This is a genomic window from Pseudomonas sp. FYR_2, from assembly GCF_043106425.1.
GTDB classification, from domain to species: domain Bacteria; phylum Pseudomonadota; class Gammaproteobacteria; order Pseudomonadales; family Pseudomonadaceae; genus Aquipseudomonas; species Aquipseudomonas monteilii.
In genome coordinates, this window is the sequence record NZ_JBICMM010000054.1 from 94,289 (window position 1) to 114,221 (window position 19,933).

Annotated in this window: 18 protein-coding genes; 14 read left to right on the plus strand and 4 right to left on the minus strand. The window is 63.3% G+C overall.

Annotation, left to right across the window (positions count from 1 at the left end; translation table 11 throughout):
* Positions 1–13 precede the first annotated feature (13 nt).
* Entirely contained in the window at positions 14–1,333 is a 1,320-nt protein-coding gene (locus ACF8R4_RS23480) for a Na+/H+ antiporter family protein (RefSeq protein WP_060496992.1), read from the minus strand.
* 224 nt (positions 1,334–1,557) lie between these two features.
* Here ACF8R4_RS23480 and ACF8R4_RS23485 point away from each other — a divergent pair, with 224 nt between their 5' ends.
* From ACF8R4_RS23485 to ACF8R4_RS23515, 7 genes are all read left to right on the plus strand, one after another.
* On the plus strand, positions 1,558–3,702 hold the full coding sequence (locus tag ACF8R4_RS23485) for a methyl-accepting chemotaxis protein (protein ID WP_200929406.1): 2,145 nt from the start codon (positions 1,558–1,560) through the stop codon (positions 3,700–3,702).
* Positions 3,703–3,797: 95 nt separating this feature from the next.
* Positions 3,798–4,814: an ABC transporter substrate-binding protein gene (locus ACF8R4_RS23490; RefSeq protein ID WP_060496994.1), complete on the plus strand. Its 1,017-nt coding sequence runs from the start codon at positions 3,798–3,800 to the stop codon at positions 4,812–4,814.
* Positions 4,811–5,659, plus strand: a complete 849-nt coding sequence (locus ACF8R4_RS23495) for a proline/glycine betaine ABC transporter permease (protein ID WP_060496995.1) — start codon at positions 4,811–4,813, stop codon at positions 5,657–5,659. Before ACF8R4_RS23490 ends, ACF8R4_RS23495 begins: the two co-directional genes overlap by 4 nt.
* Before the next feature lie 70 nt (positions 5,660–5,729).
* Positions 5,730–6,593 (plus strand): LysR family transcriptional regulator, encoded by an 864-nt coding sequence (locus tag ACF8R4_RS23500; RefSeq protein ID WP_060496996.1) that lies wholly within the window; start codon positions 5,730–5,732, stop codon positions 6,591–6,593.
* 236 nt (positions 6,594–6,829) lie between these two features.
* Entirely contained in the window at positions 6,830–7,747 is a 918-nt protein-coding gene (locus ACF8R4_RS23505; protein ID WP_392493576.1) for an AEC family transporter, read from the plus strand.
* 33 nt (positions 7,748–7,780) lie between these two features.
* Entirely contained in the window at positions 7,781–8,392 is a 612-nt protein-coding gene (locus ACF8R4_RS23510; RefSeq protein ID WP_060496998.1) for a cell wall hydrolase, read from the plus strand.
* Positions 8,393–8,688: 296 nt separating this feature from the next.
* Positions 8,689–9,540, plus strand: a complete 852-nt coding sequence (locus ACF8R4_RS23515; RefSeq protein ID WP_392493577.1) for a CAP domain-containing protein — start codon at positions 8,689–8,691, stop codon at positions 9,538–9,540.
* 58 nt (positions 9,541–9,598) lie between these two features.
* Here the strand turns inward: ACF8R4_RS23515 and ACF8R4_RS23520 are convergent, their stop codons facing one another.
* The gene (locus ACF8R4_RS23520) at positions 9,599–10,567 is read right to left on the minus strand and encodes a GlxA family transcriptional regulator (protein WP_060497000.1); all 969 of its coding nucleotides are present in this window, start codon (positions 10,565–10,567) and stop codon (positions 9,599–9,601) included.
* Positions 10,568–10,672: 105 nt separating this feature from the next.
* Here ACF8R4_RS23520 and ACF8R4_RS23525 point away from each other — a divergent pair, with 105 nt between their 5' ends.
* Positions 10,673–11,284 carry a LysE family translocator gene (locus tag ACF8R4_RS23525; RefSeq protein WP_060709616.1) on the plus strand — a complete coding sequence of 204 codons (612 nt, stop codon included), beginning with the start codon at positions 10,673–10,675 and terminating at the stop codon, positions 11,282–11,284.
* 9 nt (positions 11,285–11,293) lie between these two features.
* Here the strand turns inward: ACF8R4_RS23525 and ACF8R4_RS23530 are convergent, their stop codons facing one another.
* Complete coding sequence (locus ACF8R4_RS23530; protein ID WP_392493578.1) at positions 11,294–12,493, minus strand: MFS transporter; 1,200 nt, start codon at positions 12,491–12,493, stop codon at positions 11,294–11,296.
* Positions 12,494–12,604: 111 nt separating this feature from the next.
* A complete protein-coding gene (locus ACF8R4_RS23535; protein WP_060497134.1) occupies positions 12,605–13,504 on the minus strand; it encodes a LysR family transcriptional regulator in 900 nt (299 codons plus the stop codon).
* 117 nt (positions 13,505–13,621) lie between these two features.
* Here ACF8R4_RS23535 and ACF8R4_RS23540 point away from each other — a divergent pair, with 117 nt between their 5' ends.
* The 6 genes from ACF8R4_RS23540 to ACF8R4_RS23565 all read left to right on the plus strand — a co-directional run bounded on the left by ACF8R4_RS23540 (position 13,622) and on the right by ACF8R4_RS23565 (position 19,741).
* Positions 13,622–13,972 carry a cupin gene (locus ACF8R4_RS23540; protein ID WP_060497003.1) on the plus strand — a complete coding sequence of 117 codons (351 nt, stop codon included), beginning with the start codon at positions 13,622–13,624 and terminating at the stop codon, positions 13,970–13,972.
* A gap of 219 nt (positions 13,973–14,191) precedes the next feature.
* A complete protein-coding gene (locus ACF8R4_RS23545) occupies positions 14,192–16,609 on the plus strand; it encodes a glucose/quinate/shikimate family membrane-bound PQQ-dependent dehydrogenase (protein ID WP_392493580.1) in 2,418 nt (805 codons plus the stop codon).
* A gap of 127 nt (positions 16,610–16,736) precedes the next feature.
* Positions 16,737–18,005, plus strand: coding sequence for a carbohydrate porin (locus tag ACF8R4_RS23550; RefSeq protein WP_392493581.1), 1,269 nt, complete (start codon positions 16,737–16,739; stop codon positions 18,003–18,005).
* A 99-nt stretch (positions 18,006–18,104) separates the two neighbouring features.
* Positions 18,105–18,269 carry a hypothetical protein gene (locus ACF8R4_RS23555; RefSeq protein WP_223623869.1) on the plus strand — a complete coding sequence of 55 codons (165 nt, stop codon included), beginning with the start codon at positions 18,105–18,107 and terminating at the stop codon, positions 18,267–18,269.
* The gene (locus ACF8R4_RS23560; protein ID WP_060497006.1) at positions 18,263–18,568 is read left to right on the plus strand and encodes an amino acid permease; all 306 of its coding nucleotides are present in this window, start codon (positions 18,263–18,265) and stop codon (positions 18,566–18,568) included. Before ACF8R4_RS23555 ends, ACF8R4_RS23560 begins: the two co-directional genes overlap by 7 nt.
* A 22-nt stretch (positions 18,569–18,590) precedes the next feature.
* Positions 18,591–19,741, plus strand: a protein-coding gene (locus ACF8R4_RS23565; protein ID WP_392493583.1) for an IS3 family transposase whose coding sequence is annotated in 2 segments (ribosomal slippage) — positions 18,591–18,825 and positions 18,825–19,741 — 1,152 coding nt in all. Because the reading frame shifts where the segments join, the coding sequence is not laid out codon by codon here.
* Positions 19,742–19,933: the final 192 nt, after the last annotated feature.

Genomic DNA, 19,933 nt, shown 5'->3' on the forward strand with positions numbered 1-19,933 from the left:
CGCCCTCCCCACCTTACAAGGTCATCGCAGCCAGCCAGCCGAACGCCAGCAGCGGCAGGTTGTAGTGGATGAAGGTCGGCACCACGGTGTCCCAGATATGGTGATGCTGGCCGTCGACGTTCAGGCCCGAGGTTGGGCCCAGGGTCGAGTCCGAAGCCGGCGAGCCCGCATCTCCCAAGGCACCGGCAGTGCCAACGATGCACACCGTGGCCAGCGGGTCGAAACCCAGTTGCACGCACAGCGGCACGAAGATCGCGGCCAGGATCGGCACAGTGGAGAACGACGAGCCGATACCCATGGTCACCAGCAGGCCCACCAGCAGCATCAGCAAGGCGCCGACGCCCTTGCTGTGGTCGATCCACTGCGCCGAGGTTTCCACCAGGCTTTTCACCTCGCCGGTGGCCTTCATCACATCGGCAAAGCCCGAAGCGGCAATCATGATGAAGCCGATCATGGCCATCATCTTCATGCCCTCGGTGAACAGGTCATCGGTGTCCTTCCATTTGACGATGCCCGACAGCGAGAAAATCAGAAAGCCAACCATGGCCCCGATGATCATCGAATCCAGCAACAGCTGGACGATGAACGCTGCGGCGATTGCCAGCCCGGCCACCAGCAGTGTCAGCGGGTTGTACTGCACGCTCACCTGCTCCACCTGCTCGATGCGGGCCAGGTCGTAGTCACGCTTCTTGCGGTAGCTGATGAAGACGGCCAGCAACAGGCCTGCGAGCATGCCTGCCGCCGGGATGGCCATGGCGTGGGTCACATTGACGCCACTCACATCGACACCGGCACGGGCAACGTTGGCCAGCAGAATTTCGTTGAGGAAGATGTTGCCAAACCCCACCGGCAGGAACATATATGGGGTAATCAGCCCGAAGGTGATGACGCAGGCAATCAGCCGGCGGTCGATGCGCAAGCGGGTCAGCACATACAAAAGCGGCGGCACCAGCAGCGGGATGAAGGCAATGTGAATGGGCAGGATATTCTGCGACGACACCGCCACCACCAGCATCAGGCCAATCATCAGCCATTTGACCTTGCCGCCATTGGCGTGGCCCTGGCGATCGATCATGGCCAGTGCACGGTCAGCCAAGGCATGGGCCAGGCCAGACTTGGCGATGGCCACGGCAAAAGCGCCCAACAGTGCATAGGACAAAGCCACCGTGGCACCACCGCCCAGGCCGCCGTTGAAGGCCTTGAGCGTGCCTTCGACGCCCAGCCCTCCGACCAGCCCACCGACCAGGGCGCCAATGATCAGGGCGATGACCACGTGCACGCGGGACAGGCTGAGTATCAGCATGATGCCGACCGCGGCGATCACTGCATTCATGGTTGGCTTACCTCATTACGACAGAAAAAAGCGCGAACTCTGAAGCAGTGGGCGGCAGATGTCAAAAGCGCCATGTTGCGGCGCATTACCAATGCTTAAAAGAACACGCGATCCCCTGTGGGAGCGCAAGCGGCCGCAACAATTAAATTGAACGTTTGAATAAAGAAAAAACCGCGCCCGCCGACACAGTCGCTAGCCACACTCTTATTACAAGGGATCCCCCCATGCCTTTGCGACAACTTTCCATCCAGTGGAAGATCACCCTGCTCGCCGGTCTCTGCCTGGCCGGCATCGTCACTTTGCTCGTCGGCCTGTCGCTGTACCGCATGGACCACAGCTCAGACCTGGTCAAGGCCAGCAGCATGCAAATGCTGACCGAGGCGGCGCAGTCGCGCATCGAATCGCAAGGTGAGGTGCAGGCGTTGAACATCCGCCGCCAGTTCATGGACGCCTACCAGTACGGCGCCGGCTTCGCCCGTCAAGTGTTGTTCTTGCGTGAACAGGCGGAGAAGCGCTTTCTCGATGCCTTCGACCTGCGCGAGGACATGACCCGCCAAGTGCGCGCCGCACTGCAGGCCAACCACGACCTGCTTGGCCTCTCGCTGGTGTTCGAACCCAACGCACTGGACAGCAAGGACAGCCTGTTTGCCGGCAAGGCGGAGCTGGGCAGCAACGAAACTGGGCGCTTTGCCCTGTACTGGTCGCAACCACGCGCCGGCCAGCTGACCGCCATGGCGCTGCCCGAGCATGACATGGCCAACACCGAGATCGGCCCCAGCGGCCAGCCGGCCAACACCTGGTGGGTGTGCCCGCGCACCACCGGCAAGGTGTGCGTGGTGGAACCGTACTTTTACGACATCGATGGCCAGCAGGTGCTGATGACCAGCATCGTCTTCCCGCTGACGGTCAACGGCAAGATCATTGCCACCCTGTCCATCGACATCAACCTTAACAGCCTGCAGGCCCTGAGCCAGGAAGCCAGCCGCAGCCTGTACGAAGGCCGCACCACGGTCGGCATCCTCAGCCCGGTCGGCCTGCTGGCCGGCTACAGCGCCGACGCCAGCAAGCTGGCCCAGCGCTTCGATCAGGTAGACCCGACCAAGGGCGCCGAGCTGGTGCGCAAGCTGGCCGATGGCAAGATGACCATCCTGCACGACCAGCAGCGCCTGAAAGTGCTGGCCGCGTTCCGGCCGATCCCCGACGCCCAGCCTTGGGGCGTGCTGCTGGATGTGCCGGAAAACGCCCTGACAGGGCCTGCCGAAAAGCTGAAGCAGGAACTGGACACACTGAACACCAGCGGCACCCTGCTTGAGCTGGGCCTGGGCCTGGTTGCAGCCATTGCCGGCCTGCTGATGGTGTGGCTGATGGCCCGTGGCGTTACCCGTCCCATCCTTGGCGTGGCCGCCATGCTCAAGGACATTGCCAGCGGTGAAGGCGACCTGACCCGCCGCCTGACCTACCAGAAACAGGACGAGCTGGGCGAACTGGCCGGCTGGTTCAACCGCTTCCTCGACAAGCTGCAGCCGACCATCGCCGAGGTCAAACGCTCGGTGCAGGCCGCCCGAGGTACCGCTGACCAGTCCTCGGCCATTGCCAGTGAAACCAGCGCCGGCATGGAACAGCAGTACCGCCAGGTCGACCAGGTGGCCACCGCCTCGCACGAAATGAGCGCCACCGCTCAGGACGTGGCCCGCAGCGCGGCCCAGGCCGCGCAGGCTGCCCGCGACGCCGACCAGGCCACACGTGAGGGCCTGGCGGTGATCGACCACACCACCACCAGCATCGATGCCCTGGCCGCCAACATGAGCGACGCCATGGCCGAGGTCCAGGGCTTGGCGCAGAACAGCGAGAAGATCGGCTCGGTGCTGGAGGTGATCCGCTCGATTGCCGAGCAGACCAACCTGCTGGCCCTCAACGCGGCCATCGAGGCTGCCCGCGCAGGTGAAGCCGGCCGTGGCTTTGCCGTGGTGGCCGATGAAGTGCGCAACCTGGCCCGGCGTACCCAGGAGTCGGTGGAAGAAACCCGCCAGGTGATCGAGGCCTTGCAGGCCGGCACCCGCGAAGTGGTCGGCGCCATGGACAACAGCCATCGCCAGGCCCAGGGCGGCGTGGAGCAGGTTGGCCAGGCCGTGACGGCATTGCAGCGTATCGGTCAGGCGGTGAGCGTGATTACCGACATGAACCTGCAGATCGCCTCGGCCGCCGAGGAGCAAAGCGCGGTGGCTGAAGAAATCAACAGCAACGTGGCGACCATCCGCGATGTCACGGAGTCGCTGTCGGGCCAGGCCAACGAGTCGGCGCGGGTCAGCCAGTCGCTGAACAGCCTGGCCAACCAGCAGCAGGCGCTGATGGACCAGTTCCGCGTCTGAGGCAGGCAGGGCCGCCTCGTGCGGCCCTGAATACCGCTCAAACCTCGTCGTCTACACTTGCCTGCACCCAAGGCGCGGCAAACGACGAGGTCTGGATGAAGAAGCTTTCAACACTGCTGGCCGGCCTGCTGCTGGCCGTATGCCTGGCAAGCACTGACAGTGCTGCTTCGGCAGAACAACGCCCACCCATCCATTTCGGTGCCATCGGCTGGGAAAGCGGCGCCCTCACCACCGAAATCCTGCGGCTGATCGTGGAGCGCGGTTACGGCTACCCCACAGACACCCTGCCCGGCAGCACGCTCAGCATGGAGGTGGCCCTGGCCCGCAACGACCTGCAAGTGATCGCCGAAGAGTGGGCCGGACGCAGCCCGGCGTGGGTCAAAGCCGAGCAGGCAGGCCAGGTATTCGCACTGGGTGATACGGTGAAGAATGCCGAGGAAGGCTGGTGGGTGCCTGCGTATGTAATCGAAGGGGACGCCGCGCGCAAACTGAAGCCCATGGCGCCCGAATTGCGCCATGTCGACGACCTCAAGCGTTACCCGCAGGTATTTCGTGACCCCGAGTCACCCGACAAAGGTCGCTTCCTGAACAGCCCCAGTGGCTGGACGTCGGAAACGGTCAACAGCCAGAAGCTCAAGGCATACGGCCTGGACAAGCTGTACACCAACTTCCGCAGTGGCTCCGGCGCTGCGATGGATGCCGAAATCGGCTCAGCCATTCGCCGTGGTCAGCCGGTGTTGTTCTACTACTGGAACCCGACGCCATTGATGGGGCGCTACAAGCTCATCCGGCTTGAAGAACCACCGTTCGATGCCCAGGCCTGGGCCACCCTCACCGATGCCAGCAACCCCAACCCGCAGGGCAGCCGTTCGCTGCCGGCGAAGTTGTCGATTGGCGTGTCCAAAGCCTTTCGTGAAGGCTACCCGGACCTGGTGACGGTGTTCGAACAGGTCGACTTGCCGATCGACCGGCTCAACAAGGCGCTGGCCGACATGAGCGAAAAACGCACGCCGCCGCGCGATGCCGCCCTCACCTTCCTGCGTGACAACCGTGACGTCTGGAAGGCCTGGCTGCCCAGTGAAGTCGCCGCCAAGGTCGAGGGCAGCCTGTGAGCAACGGCTTCCCGCAGGCCTTGCAGTTTTCCTTTGCCGACAGCGTCAACCGGCTGGTCGATTGGCTGGTACTGAACTACGGCGATCATTTGCGTAGCGTTTCCGACCAGTTGCTGCAACTGCTGGTAGGCCTGGAAAACCTGCTGCGCCTGTTGCCGTGGTGGCTGCTGTTGCTGCTGGTCGGCGTGCTGGCCTGGCACGCCAGCCGAAGCCTGCTGCGCAGTGCGGTGCTGATGTCGCTGCTGGCCCTGATCGGCATGATCGGGTTATGGGACAAACTGCTGCAAACCTTGGCCTTGGTGCTGGTGAGTACCGGTTTGTGCGTGCTGGTGGGCATACCGCTGGGCATTCTGCTGGCTGCCAGGCCACTGGCCAAGCGGCTGCTGTTACCGGTGCTGGATGTGATGCAGACGTTGCCCGCTTTCGTTTACCTGATCCCGGTGCTGATGCTGTTCGGCCTGGGCAAGGTGCCCGCCGTGTTTGCCACATTGATCTACGCCCTGCCGCCGCTGGTGCGCTTGACCGAACTGGGCCTGAGCCAGATCGACCCCTCGCTGCTACAGGCCGCGCACGGTCTAGGGGCCAGCCGCTGGCAACGCCTGCGGCGTGTTGCCCTTCCGCTGGCGCTGCCGAGCATCATGGCCGGGCTGAACCAGTCGGTAATGATGGCCCTGTCAATGGTGGTGATGGCTTCGATGATCGGCGCCCGCGGGTTGGGTGAGGATGTACTGGTGGGGATCCAGACGCTGAATGTGGGGCAAGGTGTGGAGGCCGGGCTGGCAATTGTCGCATTGGCCATGGTGATTGACCGGATCAGCCAGGCGTATGGGCGCAACGGGCGCTGAACAGTGTTGCCGGCGATAGGGTCGGGCCTGAGAATACAGCTCTGTCAGCTTGAAACCGGACCTCATCCGCATGTCCCTCAAAGCCTTGCGCACCCTGGTAACCATCGCCCGCCACGGCACCTTCGCCCGCGCCGCCGACCTGCTCAGCCTCACACCTTCGGCAGTGAGCCTGCACATCAAAACCCTTGAAGACGAATTGCAAGTGACCTTGTTCGACCGCAGCCGTCGGCAGGTGGTACTGACCGAGGCCGGCCAGTTGGCCGTGGCGCGTGCCGAAACCATCCTGGGCGCCTATGACGAACTGGCCGACGCCCTGGCCAGCGGCCCGAGCCTGCGTGGCCGCCTGCGCCTGGGGGCCATCCACACGGTGCTGGCGCGGCGCCTGCCCAAGGCACTGGTCTGGATCAAGACCCACCATCCGCAATTGCATATCAGCGTGGCATCGGGGATGTCGGCGGAACTGGCGCGGCGCGTGGAGGACGGCGAACTCGATGCAGCGATCACCACCGAACCGGTCAGCCCCTACCCGCAAAGCCTGGACTTCACACCGTTGTTCGAGGACCGCTTCTGGGCCATCGCCAGCCCGGAACTGGCTGGGCACAGCGTAGCCGAGTTGCTGGCCAGCCAACCGTTCCTGCGCTTCGACAAACGCGCGTGGGCCGGGCGGCAGATCGAGCAGGAACTGCGCCGCCAGCATCAGCAGGTGAGCGAGCAGATGGAGCTGGACAGCCAGGAGGCCCTGGCGCGCATGGCCGTAATGGGCCTGGGCGTGGCGATCATCCCCATGGCGGACGACGACCTGCAACGCCTGCCACCCGCCACGTGCCTGCCGTTTGGCGAGCCACAACTGACCCGGCGGGTGGTGTTGCTGGAGCATGAGAAAAGCCAGCGGCGGCATTTGAGTGCGGTGTTGAAGACTGCGCTGGAGGCGTAGTTGCACATAGCTGCCTGCTCTAGCGTGATCTCTGTGGGAGCGGGCGCGCCCGCGAACACCGGCGCAGCCGGTGCCATCCACCGCGTTGGATTCTTCGCGGGCACGCCCGCTCCCACAAATGACGCGTAGGGCATCTAGCGTGCATTTTTTCTCAACAGTCGGTGCAGAAAACAACGTTTTTACAAACCCTTTCGCACCCGTAGTCTGTGCGCGTACCCGACCACGGAACGTCGACCATGCTCCCGTTGCTGCTGACCACCCTGCTACCGATCATCCTGCTGATTACCTTGGGCACCTTCCTGCGCCTTCGCGACTTTCTGGCCGAAACTTTCTGGCCGGGTGCTGAACGCCTGAGCTACTACGTATTGCTTCCCTCGCTGTTCCTGCACGGCCTGGCCACGGCCAACCTCGACGGCGTGCCAGTACTGGGGATGGTCGGTGTGCTGATGCTGTCGACCCTGGCCGGGGCGCTGCTGCTGGTGCTGTACCAAGGCGCAGTGAGCCACGACGGCGCCGACTTCACGTCGGTCTTCCAGGGCGGTATCCGCTTCAACAACTACATTGGCGCCACACTGGCCGCCGGCATCTACGGCAGCGCCGGCATCGCTCTGGCCGCGGTGGCCAATGCCGCCATCGTGCCCTTGGTCAACCTGCTGTGCGTGCTGGTGTTCGCCCGTTTCAGCGCCCGCCACAGTTCACCGGCCACGGTGCTGAGGGCGATTTTCGCCAACCCGTTGATCGTCGGCTGCGCGGGCGGCTTACTGCTGCGTGTGACCGGGCTGGGCCTGCCGCCCGGCATCGAACCCACGGTCAAGGCGCTGGGCCAGGCCGCCCTGCCGATGGGCCTGCTGTGCGTAGGCGCGGCACTGGGTGGCGCCAGCCTGGGCCAGCAGGTGCGCCCGTTGATGGCGGCCTCGGCGTTCAAGTTCCTGGTCATGCCGCTGACCACCTGGGGCTTGTGCCGCCTGGTTGGCCTGAGTGGCCAGGCAGCGGTCGTGGCGGTGCTGTTCCAGGCCCTGCCTACCGCCTCTTCGTCCTACGTGATGGCCCGGCAAATGGGTGGCAACGCCCCGCTGATGGCCACCATCATTGCCCTGCAGACCGTGGCCGCCGCAGCCACCCTGCCTTTGGTACTAATGCTTACGCTTGGCTAGACTGGTATCAACCCCTCTCCCGGAAGCTAGCCCATGCGCCTTGCCTGGATCCTAATCGGCTTGACCTCGGCCCTGCTCGCAGGCCCCTTGCACGCAGCCGACACCGCCAAGGCCGCAGTGGCTGAAGACAAGGCCGAAGTGCTTGAAGAAAAGGTGGTGGAAAACGCCCCGCCCCCCAAGAAATCAGAAAAACTGACCCCAGGTGAAGCCCAGGCGGTCGATCCCGCCGGCCAGGCACCGCTGGACGACAGCATCACCTGCCTGGCCCGCACCATTTACTGGGAGGCCAAGGGCGCCGACGCCGAAGACATGTCGGCTGTGGCCAGTGTGGTGCTCAACCGCCTGGGCCACGATGGTTTCCCCGATACCATCTGCGGCGTGGTCAAACAGGGCGTGGAAACCAAGGCCTGCCAGTTTTCCTGGTGGTGCGACGGGCGCCCGGACCAGGTCGAGGAAGCGCAACGCTACGATGTGGCCAAGGAAATCGCACGCAAGGCGCTTAACCAACAGTTGAAAGACCCCACCGGCGGCGCCCTGTACTTCCACGACCGCACCGTGCACCCCGAATGGGCCAAGGCCTACCGCAAGACAGCGCAGACCACACATTTCCTGTTCTACAAGCCGAATCAGGCGTTGGCCCGTTGATGCGGTACCGAGCAATCAGAAACCGATGCGACCTGAAAACTTGACCAGCCGTGGGTCACCCTGGGCTACCTGGGAGGTTGGGAACAGTTGGCGTTTGAGGATTGTTTCTAGCCAATGTTACGAATGATTACCAAGTAATCGCACTTTTGTGCCAACCAGTGGTCTACTCCCTCTTTTGCCGCCCGCAACGATTGCCGGCGTTTTCATTGCTTTGCACCCGCCAGGGGCCAAAAGCCCCGGGCTTGTGTAGGATGAGCAGCGCATACCACGACGCTGCCAGTCATAGGGAGATCCACATGCGCGTCCTGTCATCCGTTGCCGCCTTGTCGCTGGGCCTGGTCGTCTCGACCGGGGCACTGGCTTTCACCGGCGAAGAGGCGCAACTGATCGATTCGATCAATGTCTACCGCAGCCAGGCCCAGCCCTGCGGTGGCGAGGCGTCGCTGGAGCTGCCGCCGCTCAACAGCGACACCCGCCTGGCGCTTTCGCCAGAGGGCACCCGTGACCTGCAGCAGGCCATGACCCGCGCCGCCTACCCCATGGTCAACGTTCAGGCCATCAGCCTGTCGGGGCCACGCGACGCGCGCGCTGCCATGCACGCCATCGAAGAAAGCTTTTGCCAGGTGGTGCTCGACCCCCAGTTCGTCGATATCGGTGTCAGCCAGGAGGGCCGCGACTGGCGCATCGTACTGGCCCGCCCACTGCTCAGTGGCCGCCTGGGTGACTGGCAGGCCGAAGGGCAGAAGGTGCTGCAGGAAATCAACGCCGCGCGCAAGCTGCCACGCCAATGCGGTGGCCAACCCTTCGCCGCCGCCCCAGCCCTGAGCTGGAGCACCGCACTGGCCGGCGTCGCCGCCAACCACACACGGGCCATGGCCAACCAGAACTTCTTCGACCACATCGACAAGGAAGGCCGTACCCCAGGTGACCGGGCGGAACTGGCGGGTTACCTGTATCAGCAGATTGGAGAGAACATTGCGGCCGGGCGTGATACCGCGCACAAGGTAGTCAAAGGCTGGCTACAGAGCCCGGGGCATTGCGCCACGCTGATGAACCCGGACTTCCGCGAAATGGGTGCGGCTTATGCGGTGGACCCTAAGAGTGATGCTGGGATCTACTGGACGGGGTTGTTCGGGACGCCGCAGTAAAACCGCTGGAATCGGGGCTGCTGCGCAGCCCCAAGGGTTTAGCTGACGGGCATCAGTCCTACTGCTTACCTGTCCGTAACTCAAAGGCCGTACACCCAAACCGCCGTCGCACACATTTGCCCAGGTAACTGGCATCGCCCAGCCCTACTTCATCGGCAATCTGCGCCAGGCTGTGGCTGGAATTGAGCAAGCGCCAGCGCGCCTGCTGCAAGCGCATCTCCAGCCACCAGGCCTTGGCGCTCATGCCGTGGCTGGCCTGAAATTGCCGGTCGAGCTGACGCCGGCTGATGCCCAGTTCAGCCGCCAGTTGCGCCACTGCCAACGGCGTGCCCAAGTGATGGCGCATCAGCGCCTGCGCCCGCTGCACCTGCCGCCCCTGCCCGGCGGCCAGCTCAAGCGAGCGCAGGGTATGACGGCTGTCGCGGGTTTCGTCCACCAGCATGTCAGCCAGCCCTTTGAGCGCCCGGGTTCGCCCGCAGGCCTGTGACAACAACGCCACCGCCAGGTCGATGGCCGCCGTACCTCCTGCACAGGTGATACGGTTGCCGTCAATGCAATACAGCTGCTCACGCAGCATCTGCAACTGTGGGAAAGCTGCACGAAACTCGGCTTCGTGGCGCCAGTGCACCACCACCTTGTGCCCTTGCAACAGCCCGCAGGCAGCCAGCAGGAACGCGCCGTTGTCGACCCCTACCAGCTTGACCCCGGCTTTGCCGGCCCGCCTGAGCAAGGCCTGGTAGCGCGGCGCCAACGCGGCGGTGGCCATGGCATTGCGCCCGCCGAACACGACCAGATAGTCGAAACGGGACAGATCGACCTGGCCGGCATCAGCCTCCACCTGAACCACCGCGCCACTGCTCGATGGCACCGGGTCGAGGCTGATCCCTGCCACGGTCCAAGTGCAGTAGCGCTGCTGACTGTAGTCTTCGTCATCGGCGCTGAAGCGTAACTTGTCGAGAAAGGCGCCGAACGGCAACAGGGCAAAATCCGGTAACGGCAGGATCAGCAAACGGATATCAGGCAGCATGGCGTTGCGTCCAGAAACGACTGTTCAATGTCCAGATACTACCCTTGATGGGCGCAGTTCGCGCCATAAACTGGCACCCTCCACACCAATAAGGCACTTGCGCAAATGGCACTCGACACCTGGCTGATCTACCTGCTGGCCAGCATTGGCCTGTCACTGACCCCAGGCCCCAACAGCTTGCTGGCCCTGACTCATGGTGCCTTGTACGGCGCCCGGCGAACGTTGTTCACGATCGTTGGCGGGGTGTTCGGCTTCAGCGCCCTCATCGCCCTGGCGATGTTCGGCCTCAGTGCCTTGCTGCAAACCTCAGCCTCGGTGCTGAGCGTGTTGAAATGGGTGGGGGGGGCTTATTTGGTCTGGTTGGGCATCCAGCTGTGGCGCAGCCCGGGGCTGCACCTGGAACTGAACGAGCGCAGCGCTCGGCTTGGCAATGCCGGCCTGTTCCGCCAAGGCCTGTTGTCGGCCATGGCCAACCCCAAGGTGCTGCTGTTCTATGGGGCCTTTCTGCCCCAGTTCATCGACCCGCAACGCGGCTTGATGCTGCAGTTCGTGGTGATGGCGGCGACCTTCGCCAGCGTCGAGTTCCTGGTCGAGTACCTGCTGGCGCGGTTGGCATTTCGTATTCGGCCTTGGCTGGCCAAGGGGGGTAAAGGTTTCAACCGTTGCTGCGGCAGCCTGTTTGCCCTGATCGGTGTGGCGCTGCCGCTTGGCCGATGACGCCCCTTGTCAGTTGCCCCGGGCCTTGAACAGGAACACCAGCAATGCTAGGCCGGGCAAGCCTGCGCCCACCAGTGCCACCCCCTGCCAGCCGAACTGGCTGAACAGCGCACTGGCTACCGCCGAACCCAGTGCCCCGCCCAGGAAGATGCTGGTCATGTACACCGCGTTCAACCGTCCGCGGCTGGCCGGGTCCAGGGCATACACTTCGCGCTGGCCAATGACCATGTTCATCTGCACCGCAAAATCCAGCAGCACACCGGTAAGGCCCAGGCCGATCACGCTGTAACCCGGCGCCGTCAGCCCCAGCAACAAGGCCGCCGGCGCCAGCAGCAGGGCCAGCAGCGAGCCGGCCCGAGCATGCCCGGCATCGGCCAGGCGACCAGCCAAGGGCGCGGCAACGGCCCCCACCGCCCCCACCAGGGCAAACACGGCAATCTGGCTCTGCGACAGGCCATGCTCACCCGCCAACGCCATCGGCACGGCTGTCCAGTACAGGCTGAACGCTGCAAACATCAGTGCCTGGTACAACGAGCGTTGGCGCAGCAGCGGATAACGGCGCAACAGCGTGAGCAACGACAGCATCAACCCGGCATAACTGGCCTTGTGCTCGGGCCGACGCTGCGGGAGGGTCAGCGCCAGCAGCAGGATGATCGCCAGCATCACCCCGGCGGCGCCAATGAACACAGCGCGCCAGCCCAAGTGGTCGGCCACCAGGCTGGACAACGGCCGCGCCAGCAGGATACCCAGCAACAGGCCGCCCATGATGTTGCCCACTACCCGGCCACGCTGCGCCTCTGGCGCCAGGTGCGCTGCCAGTGGAATGAGCATCTGCACCGCCACTGAGCTGAACCCGATCAACAGTGCATAGCCCAGGAACAGCTGGCCCTGGCCGCTGCGGCTGGTGCCCGCCAACAGCAGGCTTACACAAGCCAGCACAGCGGTGCCGACCATCAACCGGCGGTTTTCCAACAGGTCGGCCAGCGGCACCAGCAACAGCAGCCCCAGGGCGTAACCCAACTGGGTGAGAGACACGATCAGGCTGGCATGTTCGGTGGACAGCCCAAGGTCCGGCGCGATCAGGCCGACAATGGGCTGGGCGTAGTAGATGTTGGCAACGATCGCGCCACAGCAGAACGCCAGCAGCACGACCAGGGCCCGGCTCAGGCCGGTGGCTGCGGGCTGGGCGGCGGCAAGGGAGGGATTCATGCGAGGTTCCTCGGCAAGGGGTGGAATATGCCGGCTACCTTACCCAGACGCCTCAGCGCAGAGAATCCGCTGCTGGCGCAACGCGGCTTTGCACGCTGAGCAATGCCGCGGCTACCGCTCCAGCAGCGCTGCGCAAAAGTCGATGAACGCATTCACCCGCCGCGAGCCACGGTGGTTGGGCAGGTACAGGGCATTGATGCTGTTGTTGGCCATGCCTGGGCTGACCTGCCAGTCGGGCAACACCCGCTGCAGGCGCCCGACCTGCACATCCTCGCGTACCAGCCAGTCGGCCAGCAGTGCGATGCCGCTGCCCCCCAGCGCGGTTTCACGCAACATGTCGGCATTGGCGCTGCGCAGCGGCCCGGTTACGTTCAGCTCCAGGCTGTCCTGCCCGCGCGCCAGGCGCCAGGGCCGTGCCTTTTGCCCGTAACGGAAGCGCAGGCAGGCGTGCTCCAACAGTTGCCGGGGGTGTTGCAGCGGGTCACGCCCGGCCAGGTATGCCGGGCTGGCCACCAGCCACCGCTCGAAGCGGCCAAGCTGGCGGCACACCAGTTCGTCATTGGGTGAGGGGTCGCCCAGGCGAATCGACAGGTCATAACGGCCGTCCAGCAGATCATCCAGCCGGTCGCTGAGGTCGATGTCCAGCTCCAACGCCGGGTGCCGCGCCAGAAACGGCCCCAGGTGCGGGGCGATGACCCGCCTGCCGAACTCCACCGGCAGGCACAGCCGCAAGACACCGACGGGCTCCTCGCCACGGTCGGCAACACTGGCATCGGCCTCGTCCAGCGCCTCGAAAATGCTGCGGGCCCGCTCGTAGTAACGGGCCCCGGCCTCGGTCAGGCTGACCTGGCGTGTCGAGCGATTGAGCAACGAGGCGCCCACGGCCGTTTCCAGGGCATCGACCAGGCGGGTTACCGACGACGTCGCCAGCCCAAGCCTGCGCGCAGCCGCAGAAAAGCCCTGGGCATCGACGGTAGCTACGAACATCTTCATCGCCAGGAGTTTGTCCATCTGCTGCACGTCTTCCAAAACTCAGAAAGTTCTTACAAACCGCAGGGCGGGTCAAGAAGCGCGCTATGCGGCGATTGCGTCCATAGTGAAACCACTCCCATTCCAGCGAGGCTTCCCATGACACTCAACAACCTGCTGACTGCCCTGCCACACTGCGACCCCACCCGTGCCGAGCGTGTAGATGAGTTGCTGAGCCGCCCTGGCTTACGCGTGGAGCGTATCGTTTCCAGCGGCCAGGTCAGCCCGCCCGGGTTCTGGTACGACCAGGCCGAAGGTGAGTGGATCGTGCTACTCAGCGGGGCTGCCGGCCTGCGTTTCGAACACGAGCAGCACACCCGCCTTCTGGCGCCGGGCGATTGCCTGGACATCCCGCCGCACTACCGCCATCGCGTGGAGTGGACTGCGCCTGGAGTGGCGACGGTCTGGCTCGCCGTTTTTTACAGCAGCAACGCGCCTTGGCCGGTGTGACGGCGGCCAAACACCCACTCGACCAACGTATGAATGCAAAATTATTAACCAACATGAACATATCGTTTAATGCATTTTTAAGCACATGATCTAGACTTTTAGCCACATCTTCGCAAGTTCAGCCCTGCGACAATCAGCCTCACAAAATTATGTACCAACTTGTTAATTAGCAAGCTAAGGGCTTAGACTGCGCGCATTCCACCTGCTGAGATCCCTGGCATGAACGAAACACCGCGCGCCTCTGGCGCCACAAACATCCTCCTGGTTGGCCTGGGCGTAATCATCGCCCTGCTCGGCCTCCTCCTTGCTGCTGGCGGCGTCAAGCTGGCCGGCCTGGGCGGTTCCTGGTACTTCTTGATCGGCGGCCTGGCCATGGCCATCGCCGGTGTGCTGATTGCCCGGCGCAAGCGGGCAGGCGCCTGGCTGTACGCGGCATTCATGGTGGGTACCGCCCTCTGGGCGCTGATCGACGCCGGCCTGGTGTTCTGGCCGCTGTTCTCGCGCCTGTTCATGTTCGGCGCAATCGGCATGGTCGTGGCGTTGGTCTACCCGCTGCTGGCGCGTGCCAACGGCGCCAGCGCCGGCCGTGGTGCCTACGGCGTTGCCGGGGTGATGGCCGTGGTGCTGGTGATCGCCGCCGGCAACATGTTTGTTGCCCACCCAAGCGTTGCCCCCACTGGCAACGGCCCGGGCATGACCCCGGTCGAGGATGGCAAGCAGCAGAAAGACTGGGCCCACTACGGCAACACCGAAGGTGGCAGTCGCTTCGCCGCGCTGGACCAGATCAACCGCGACAACGTCAACAAGCTGAAAGTAGCCTGGACCTACCACACCGGTGACGTGGCCATCAGTGACGGCAACGGTGCCGAAGACCAGCTGACCCCGCTGCAGATCGGCAACAAGGTGTTCATCTGCACCCCGCACAACAACCTGATCGCCCTGGATGCCGACACCGGCAAAGAGCTGTGGAAAAACGAAATCAACGCCCAGTCCAAGGTCTGGCAGCGTTGCCGTGGCATGGCGTACTTCGATGCCACCGCCGCCATCGCCCAGCCAACCCAGCCGAACAGCTCGCCGATTACGGTGGCAAGCGTGCCGGCCGGTGCCAACTGCCAGCGTCGCCTGCTGACCAACACCATCGACGGTCGCCTGATTGCTGTCGACGCCGACAACGGCGAGTTCTGCCAAGGCTTCGGCAACAACGGCCAAGTGGACCTGAAAGCGGGCCTGGGCAACGTACCGGACTCTTACTACCAGCTGTCCTCGGCACCGCTGATGGCCGGCACTACCGTGGTGGTCGGCGGCCGTGTTGCCGACAACGTCCAGACCGACATGCCAGGCGGCGTGATCCGTGGTTTCGACGTGATCACCGGTGAAATGCGCTGGGCCTTCGACCCGGGCAATCCGGAAGATCGCCAGGCACCGCAGGGCGACAGCACCTACGTGCGCAGCACCCCGAACAGCTGGGCACCGATGTCCTATGACCCGGCGATGAACACCGTGTTCCTGCCGATGGGCTCGTCGTCCACCGACATCTACGGCGTGGAGCGCAGCAAACTGGACCACACCTACGGCGCTTCGGTGCTGGCCCTGGACGCCACCACCGGCAACCAGAAGTGGGTATTCCAGACCGTTCACAACGACCTGTGGGACTTCGACCTGCCCATGCAGCCGAGCCTGATCGACTTCACCAAGGACGACGGCCAGTCGGTACCTGCGGTGGTGATCGGCACCAAGGCCGGGCAGATCTACGTGCTCGACCGCGCCACCGGCAAGCCGCTGACCCAGGTCGACGAAGTACCGGTCAAGCCAAGCAACATCCCGAACGAGCCGTACTCCCCAACCCAGCCGAAGTCGGTGGGCATGCCGCAGATCGGCGCACAAACCCTGACCGAGTCGGACATGTGGGGCGCCACCCCGTATGACCAGCTGCTGTGCCGCATCGACTTCAAGAAAATGCGCTACGACGGCCTGTACACCGCGCCGGGCACCGACCTGTCGCTGAGTTTCCCGGGTTCGCTGGGTGGCATGAACTGGGGCAGCATCTCAACCGACCCGGTGCATGGCTTCATCTTCGTCAACGACATGCGCCTGGGCCTGTGGATCCAGATGATCCCATCGCAGAACAAGGGTGGCGCAGCGTCCGGTGGCGAAGCACTGAACACCGGCATGGGCGCTGTACCGCTCAAGGGCACCCCGTATGCGGTGAACAAGAACCGCTTCCTGTCGGTCGCCGGCATTCCGTGCCAGGCCCCGCCGTTCGGCACCCTGACCGCTATCGACATGAAGACCCGCCAGGTGGCCTGGCAGGTTCCGGTGGGCACTGTTGAAGACACCGGCCCGCTCGGCATCCGCATGCACCTGCCGATCAAGATCGGCCTGCCAACCCTGGGCGGCACCCTGTCGACCCAAGGCGGTCTGGTGTTCATCGCCGGCACCCAGGACTTCTACCTGCGCGCCTACGACAGCAGCAACGGTAACGAAATCTGGAAGGCCCGCCTGCCAGTGGGCAGCCAGGGCGGCCCGATGACCTACGTCTCGCCGAAGACCGGCAAGCAGTACGTGGTGATCACCGCTAGCGGCGCACGCCAGTCGACTGACCGTGGCGACTACGTGATTTCTTACGCACTGCCGTAAGACCGCGTCGCCTGCTTCGCGGGCAAGCTCGCTCCCTCAGGATACTCACTGCCCTTACGAACTGTGCAGTCCTTGTGGGAGCGGGCTTGCCCGCGAATGGCCCTCAAAAATAATTCGAGATTTAGCAATGCCATCCGCAATTCGCATCACCCCCACCCTGCTGCTGGCCCTGGCCAGCACCACCGCCCTGGCCGACGGCGACCTGATGACCCGCAGCACCCTGACCGGTGACTGGGGAGGCCTGCGCCATCAGCTGGAAGACGACGGCGTCAAGTTCACCGGCGACTACAGCGGCGAAACCGCCTACAACGCCCACGGTGGCCTGCACCGCTCGGCGCGTTATTCGCAGAACCTGAAGCTGGGCGTGCAGTTCGACCTGTCCAGACTGTATGGCCTGGACAACGGTGGCAAGGTCCAGCTGACCATCAACGACCGTCGCGGCAACAGCGCCTCGGAAGACCTGGTCGGCAACCGCCTGCCAATCCAGGAAAACTTCGGCGGCCTGTATACGCGCCTGACCGAGCTGAGCTACGAGCGCACCCTGTTCACCCCGGCACTCAACGTCAAGCTGGGTTACATGGCCATGGGCAACGACCTGGGTGGCCTGGACAGCGGTATCCTGTGCAACTTCATGAACGCCGGTTTTTGCGGCCACCCGCTGAACATGTCGGGTGGCAGTGGCTGGACCAACTACCCCAATGCCCACCTGGGCGTGCGGGTAAAGTATGACCTTTCGCCTGCCTGGCAATTGCGCGTAGCGGCGTTCAACGTCGACCCCGAGAGCAATGGCAACTCCAGCCGTGCCTGGCACCTTGGCCCAAAGCACACCACGGGCACCGTGGTGCCGGTGGAGTTGGTGTACAAGCTGCAGGGTGAACTGCCGGGCGAGTACAAGCTGGGCTACTACTACGACAGCTCCGACGTGAAACGCATCGGCAGCGAGGATGAAGTGTCTGGCCGTGGCGGCCATTACCTGCTGGTTGACCAGGCGGTGTGGAACGACCAAGGCTCGCCAGGCCGCAGCCTGCACGCCTTCGGCCAGTACTCGGCGTCGAGCAAGGCGGCCTCGCCGTTCACCAAGTGGTATGGCGCCGGTGTGGTGCTGTACAAGCCGTTCGAAGGCCGCCCGAAAGATACCGTGGCGCTGGGTTATGGCCGTGCCGTACCCAACCCGCGTAGCCGCGACGTGCTGGAGGATGCTGTCTTCAATGCCGGCCAGCAGTTCCCCGACATCGACAGCGCCGAGCAACTGATCGAACTGAGCTACGGCTACCAGGCCACACCTTGGCTGAACCTGCGCCCGGATGTGCAATACATCATCGAGCCTGGGGCGTTCTCCGGGAAGGACATCGACAACGCGTTGGTCGTTGGCTTGCAGGTCAAGGCCAGTTTCTAAATTGAAAAGGGCCGCATTGCGGCCCATTCGCCATCAAACTGGCACAAACTGGCCCCTCGGTCTTTACTCACCCCGTCAGCGCAAGGGAGAGCCAGGCCAATGAGCACTGCAACGGAAGGCAAACTGAACGTCTGGGCGCTCGCTGCCCTGGTAGTGGGCTCCTTGGTCGGCGCCGGTATCTTCTCGCTGCCAGCCACCTTCGGCCGTGCCACCGGCGGCTTGGTGCCATCATTGCGCGGTGCATCGCCGGCCTGGGCATGCTGATGCTGGCCTTCGTGTTCCAGACCCTTGCCCGCCCCCGCCCGGACCTAGACTCAGGCATCTACGCCTACGCCAGCGCCGGCTTCGGCAGCTACCTGGGTTTTGCCTCGGCTTTTGGCTTCTGGGCCGGCACCTGCATCGGCAACGTGTCCTACTCCATCCTCATCAAATCCACGCTCGGCGCCTTCTTTCTGCTCTTTGGCGACGGCAACACGGTGGCGGCCATCGCCGCTTCATCCGTGTTGTTGTGGGCCTTCTACTTGAATCGCCCCTGGTTTCGTAGACACCTCCAAGCCTCATAATGAGGCCCAAATAGGAGGTGCCATGAGTCGTCAGCGTTACCCTGAAGAATTCAAGATCGAAGCGGTCAAGCAAGTGACCGAGAAAGGCAAACCTGTCGCCGATGTCGCTCAGCGCTTGGGCATGTCCGTGCACAGTCTTTACGCGTGGATCAAGGTCTACAGCAAGCCCCAAGAGCAGCGTCAGCACGACGATGATCAGCAGGCCGAACTGCGCAAGCTGCGCGCTGAACTCAAGCGGGTGACGGAAGAGCGAGACATCTTAAAGAAGGCCGCCGCGTACTTTGCCAAGGAGTGCGGCTGAAGTACGCCTTCATCAAGAAGCACTCGATCGATTACCCGGTGCGGCGTCTTTGTCAAACCCTCAAGGTGCATCCCAGCGGCTACTACGCTTGGCTGGCCGAGCCTCAATCTGCCCGAGCCAAAGAAGATCAACGCCTGCTTGGCTTGATCAAGCATGCCTGGTTAGAAAGCGGAGGCGTGTATGGCTATCGCAAGATTCACGATGACCTTCGAGAGCTGGGAGAGATCTGTGGGCGAAATCGAGTCGGTCGCTTGATGCAGGCAGAGGGGCTGCGTTCGCAAACGGGCTATCGCCGTCGTCCTGGGTTTTATGGCGGAAAACCAACAGTGGCATCGCCCAACCATCTGGCCCGGCAGTTCAAGGTCAGTGAGCCGAATAAGGTCTGGGTGACCGATATCACCTACATCCGCACCTATGAAGGGTGGCTGTACCTGGCGGTAGTGTTGGATCTGTTCTCTCGCCAAGTCATTGGTTGGTCAATGAAGCCCAGGATGAGCAGCGACCTGGCCATCGACGCCATGCTGATGGCCGTGTGGCGACGCAAGCCACAGCAGCAAGTGATGATTCACTCAGACCAAGGCAGTCAGTTCAGTAGCTCAGATTGGCAAAGCTTCCTGAAGGCCAACAATGTGATCAGCAGCATGAGCCGACGGGGAAACTGTCACGACAATGCCGTAGCCGAGAGCTTTTTCCAGCTTTTGAAGCAGGAGCGAATCCGACGAAAGATCTACGCAACGCGTGACGAAGCCCGAAGTGATATTTTCGATTACATCGAGATGTTCTATAACCCCAAGCGTCGACACAGCAGTGCTATGCAGCTGTCTCCAGTAGAGTATGAGAAACGCTATTTTCTGAGCTTGGAGAGTGTCTAGGGAACCAGGGGCGATTCAGTGTGGGCTGATGGGGACGTTTCAAGTTTCTAACCACTGCTACCGGATGACAACTGACATAAATGCTAGGTTTGTACGAAAAGCCTTGATACGTGGTCATGCTGCGTTGAAAACAGCCTCGGAATGCTCATTTACAACCCGTAAACTCCGCTTCCTCGGCTGTTTTCGCCTTGC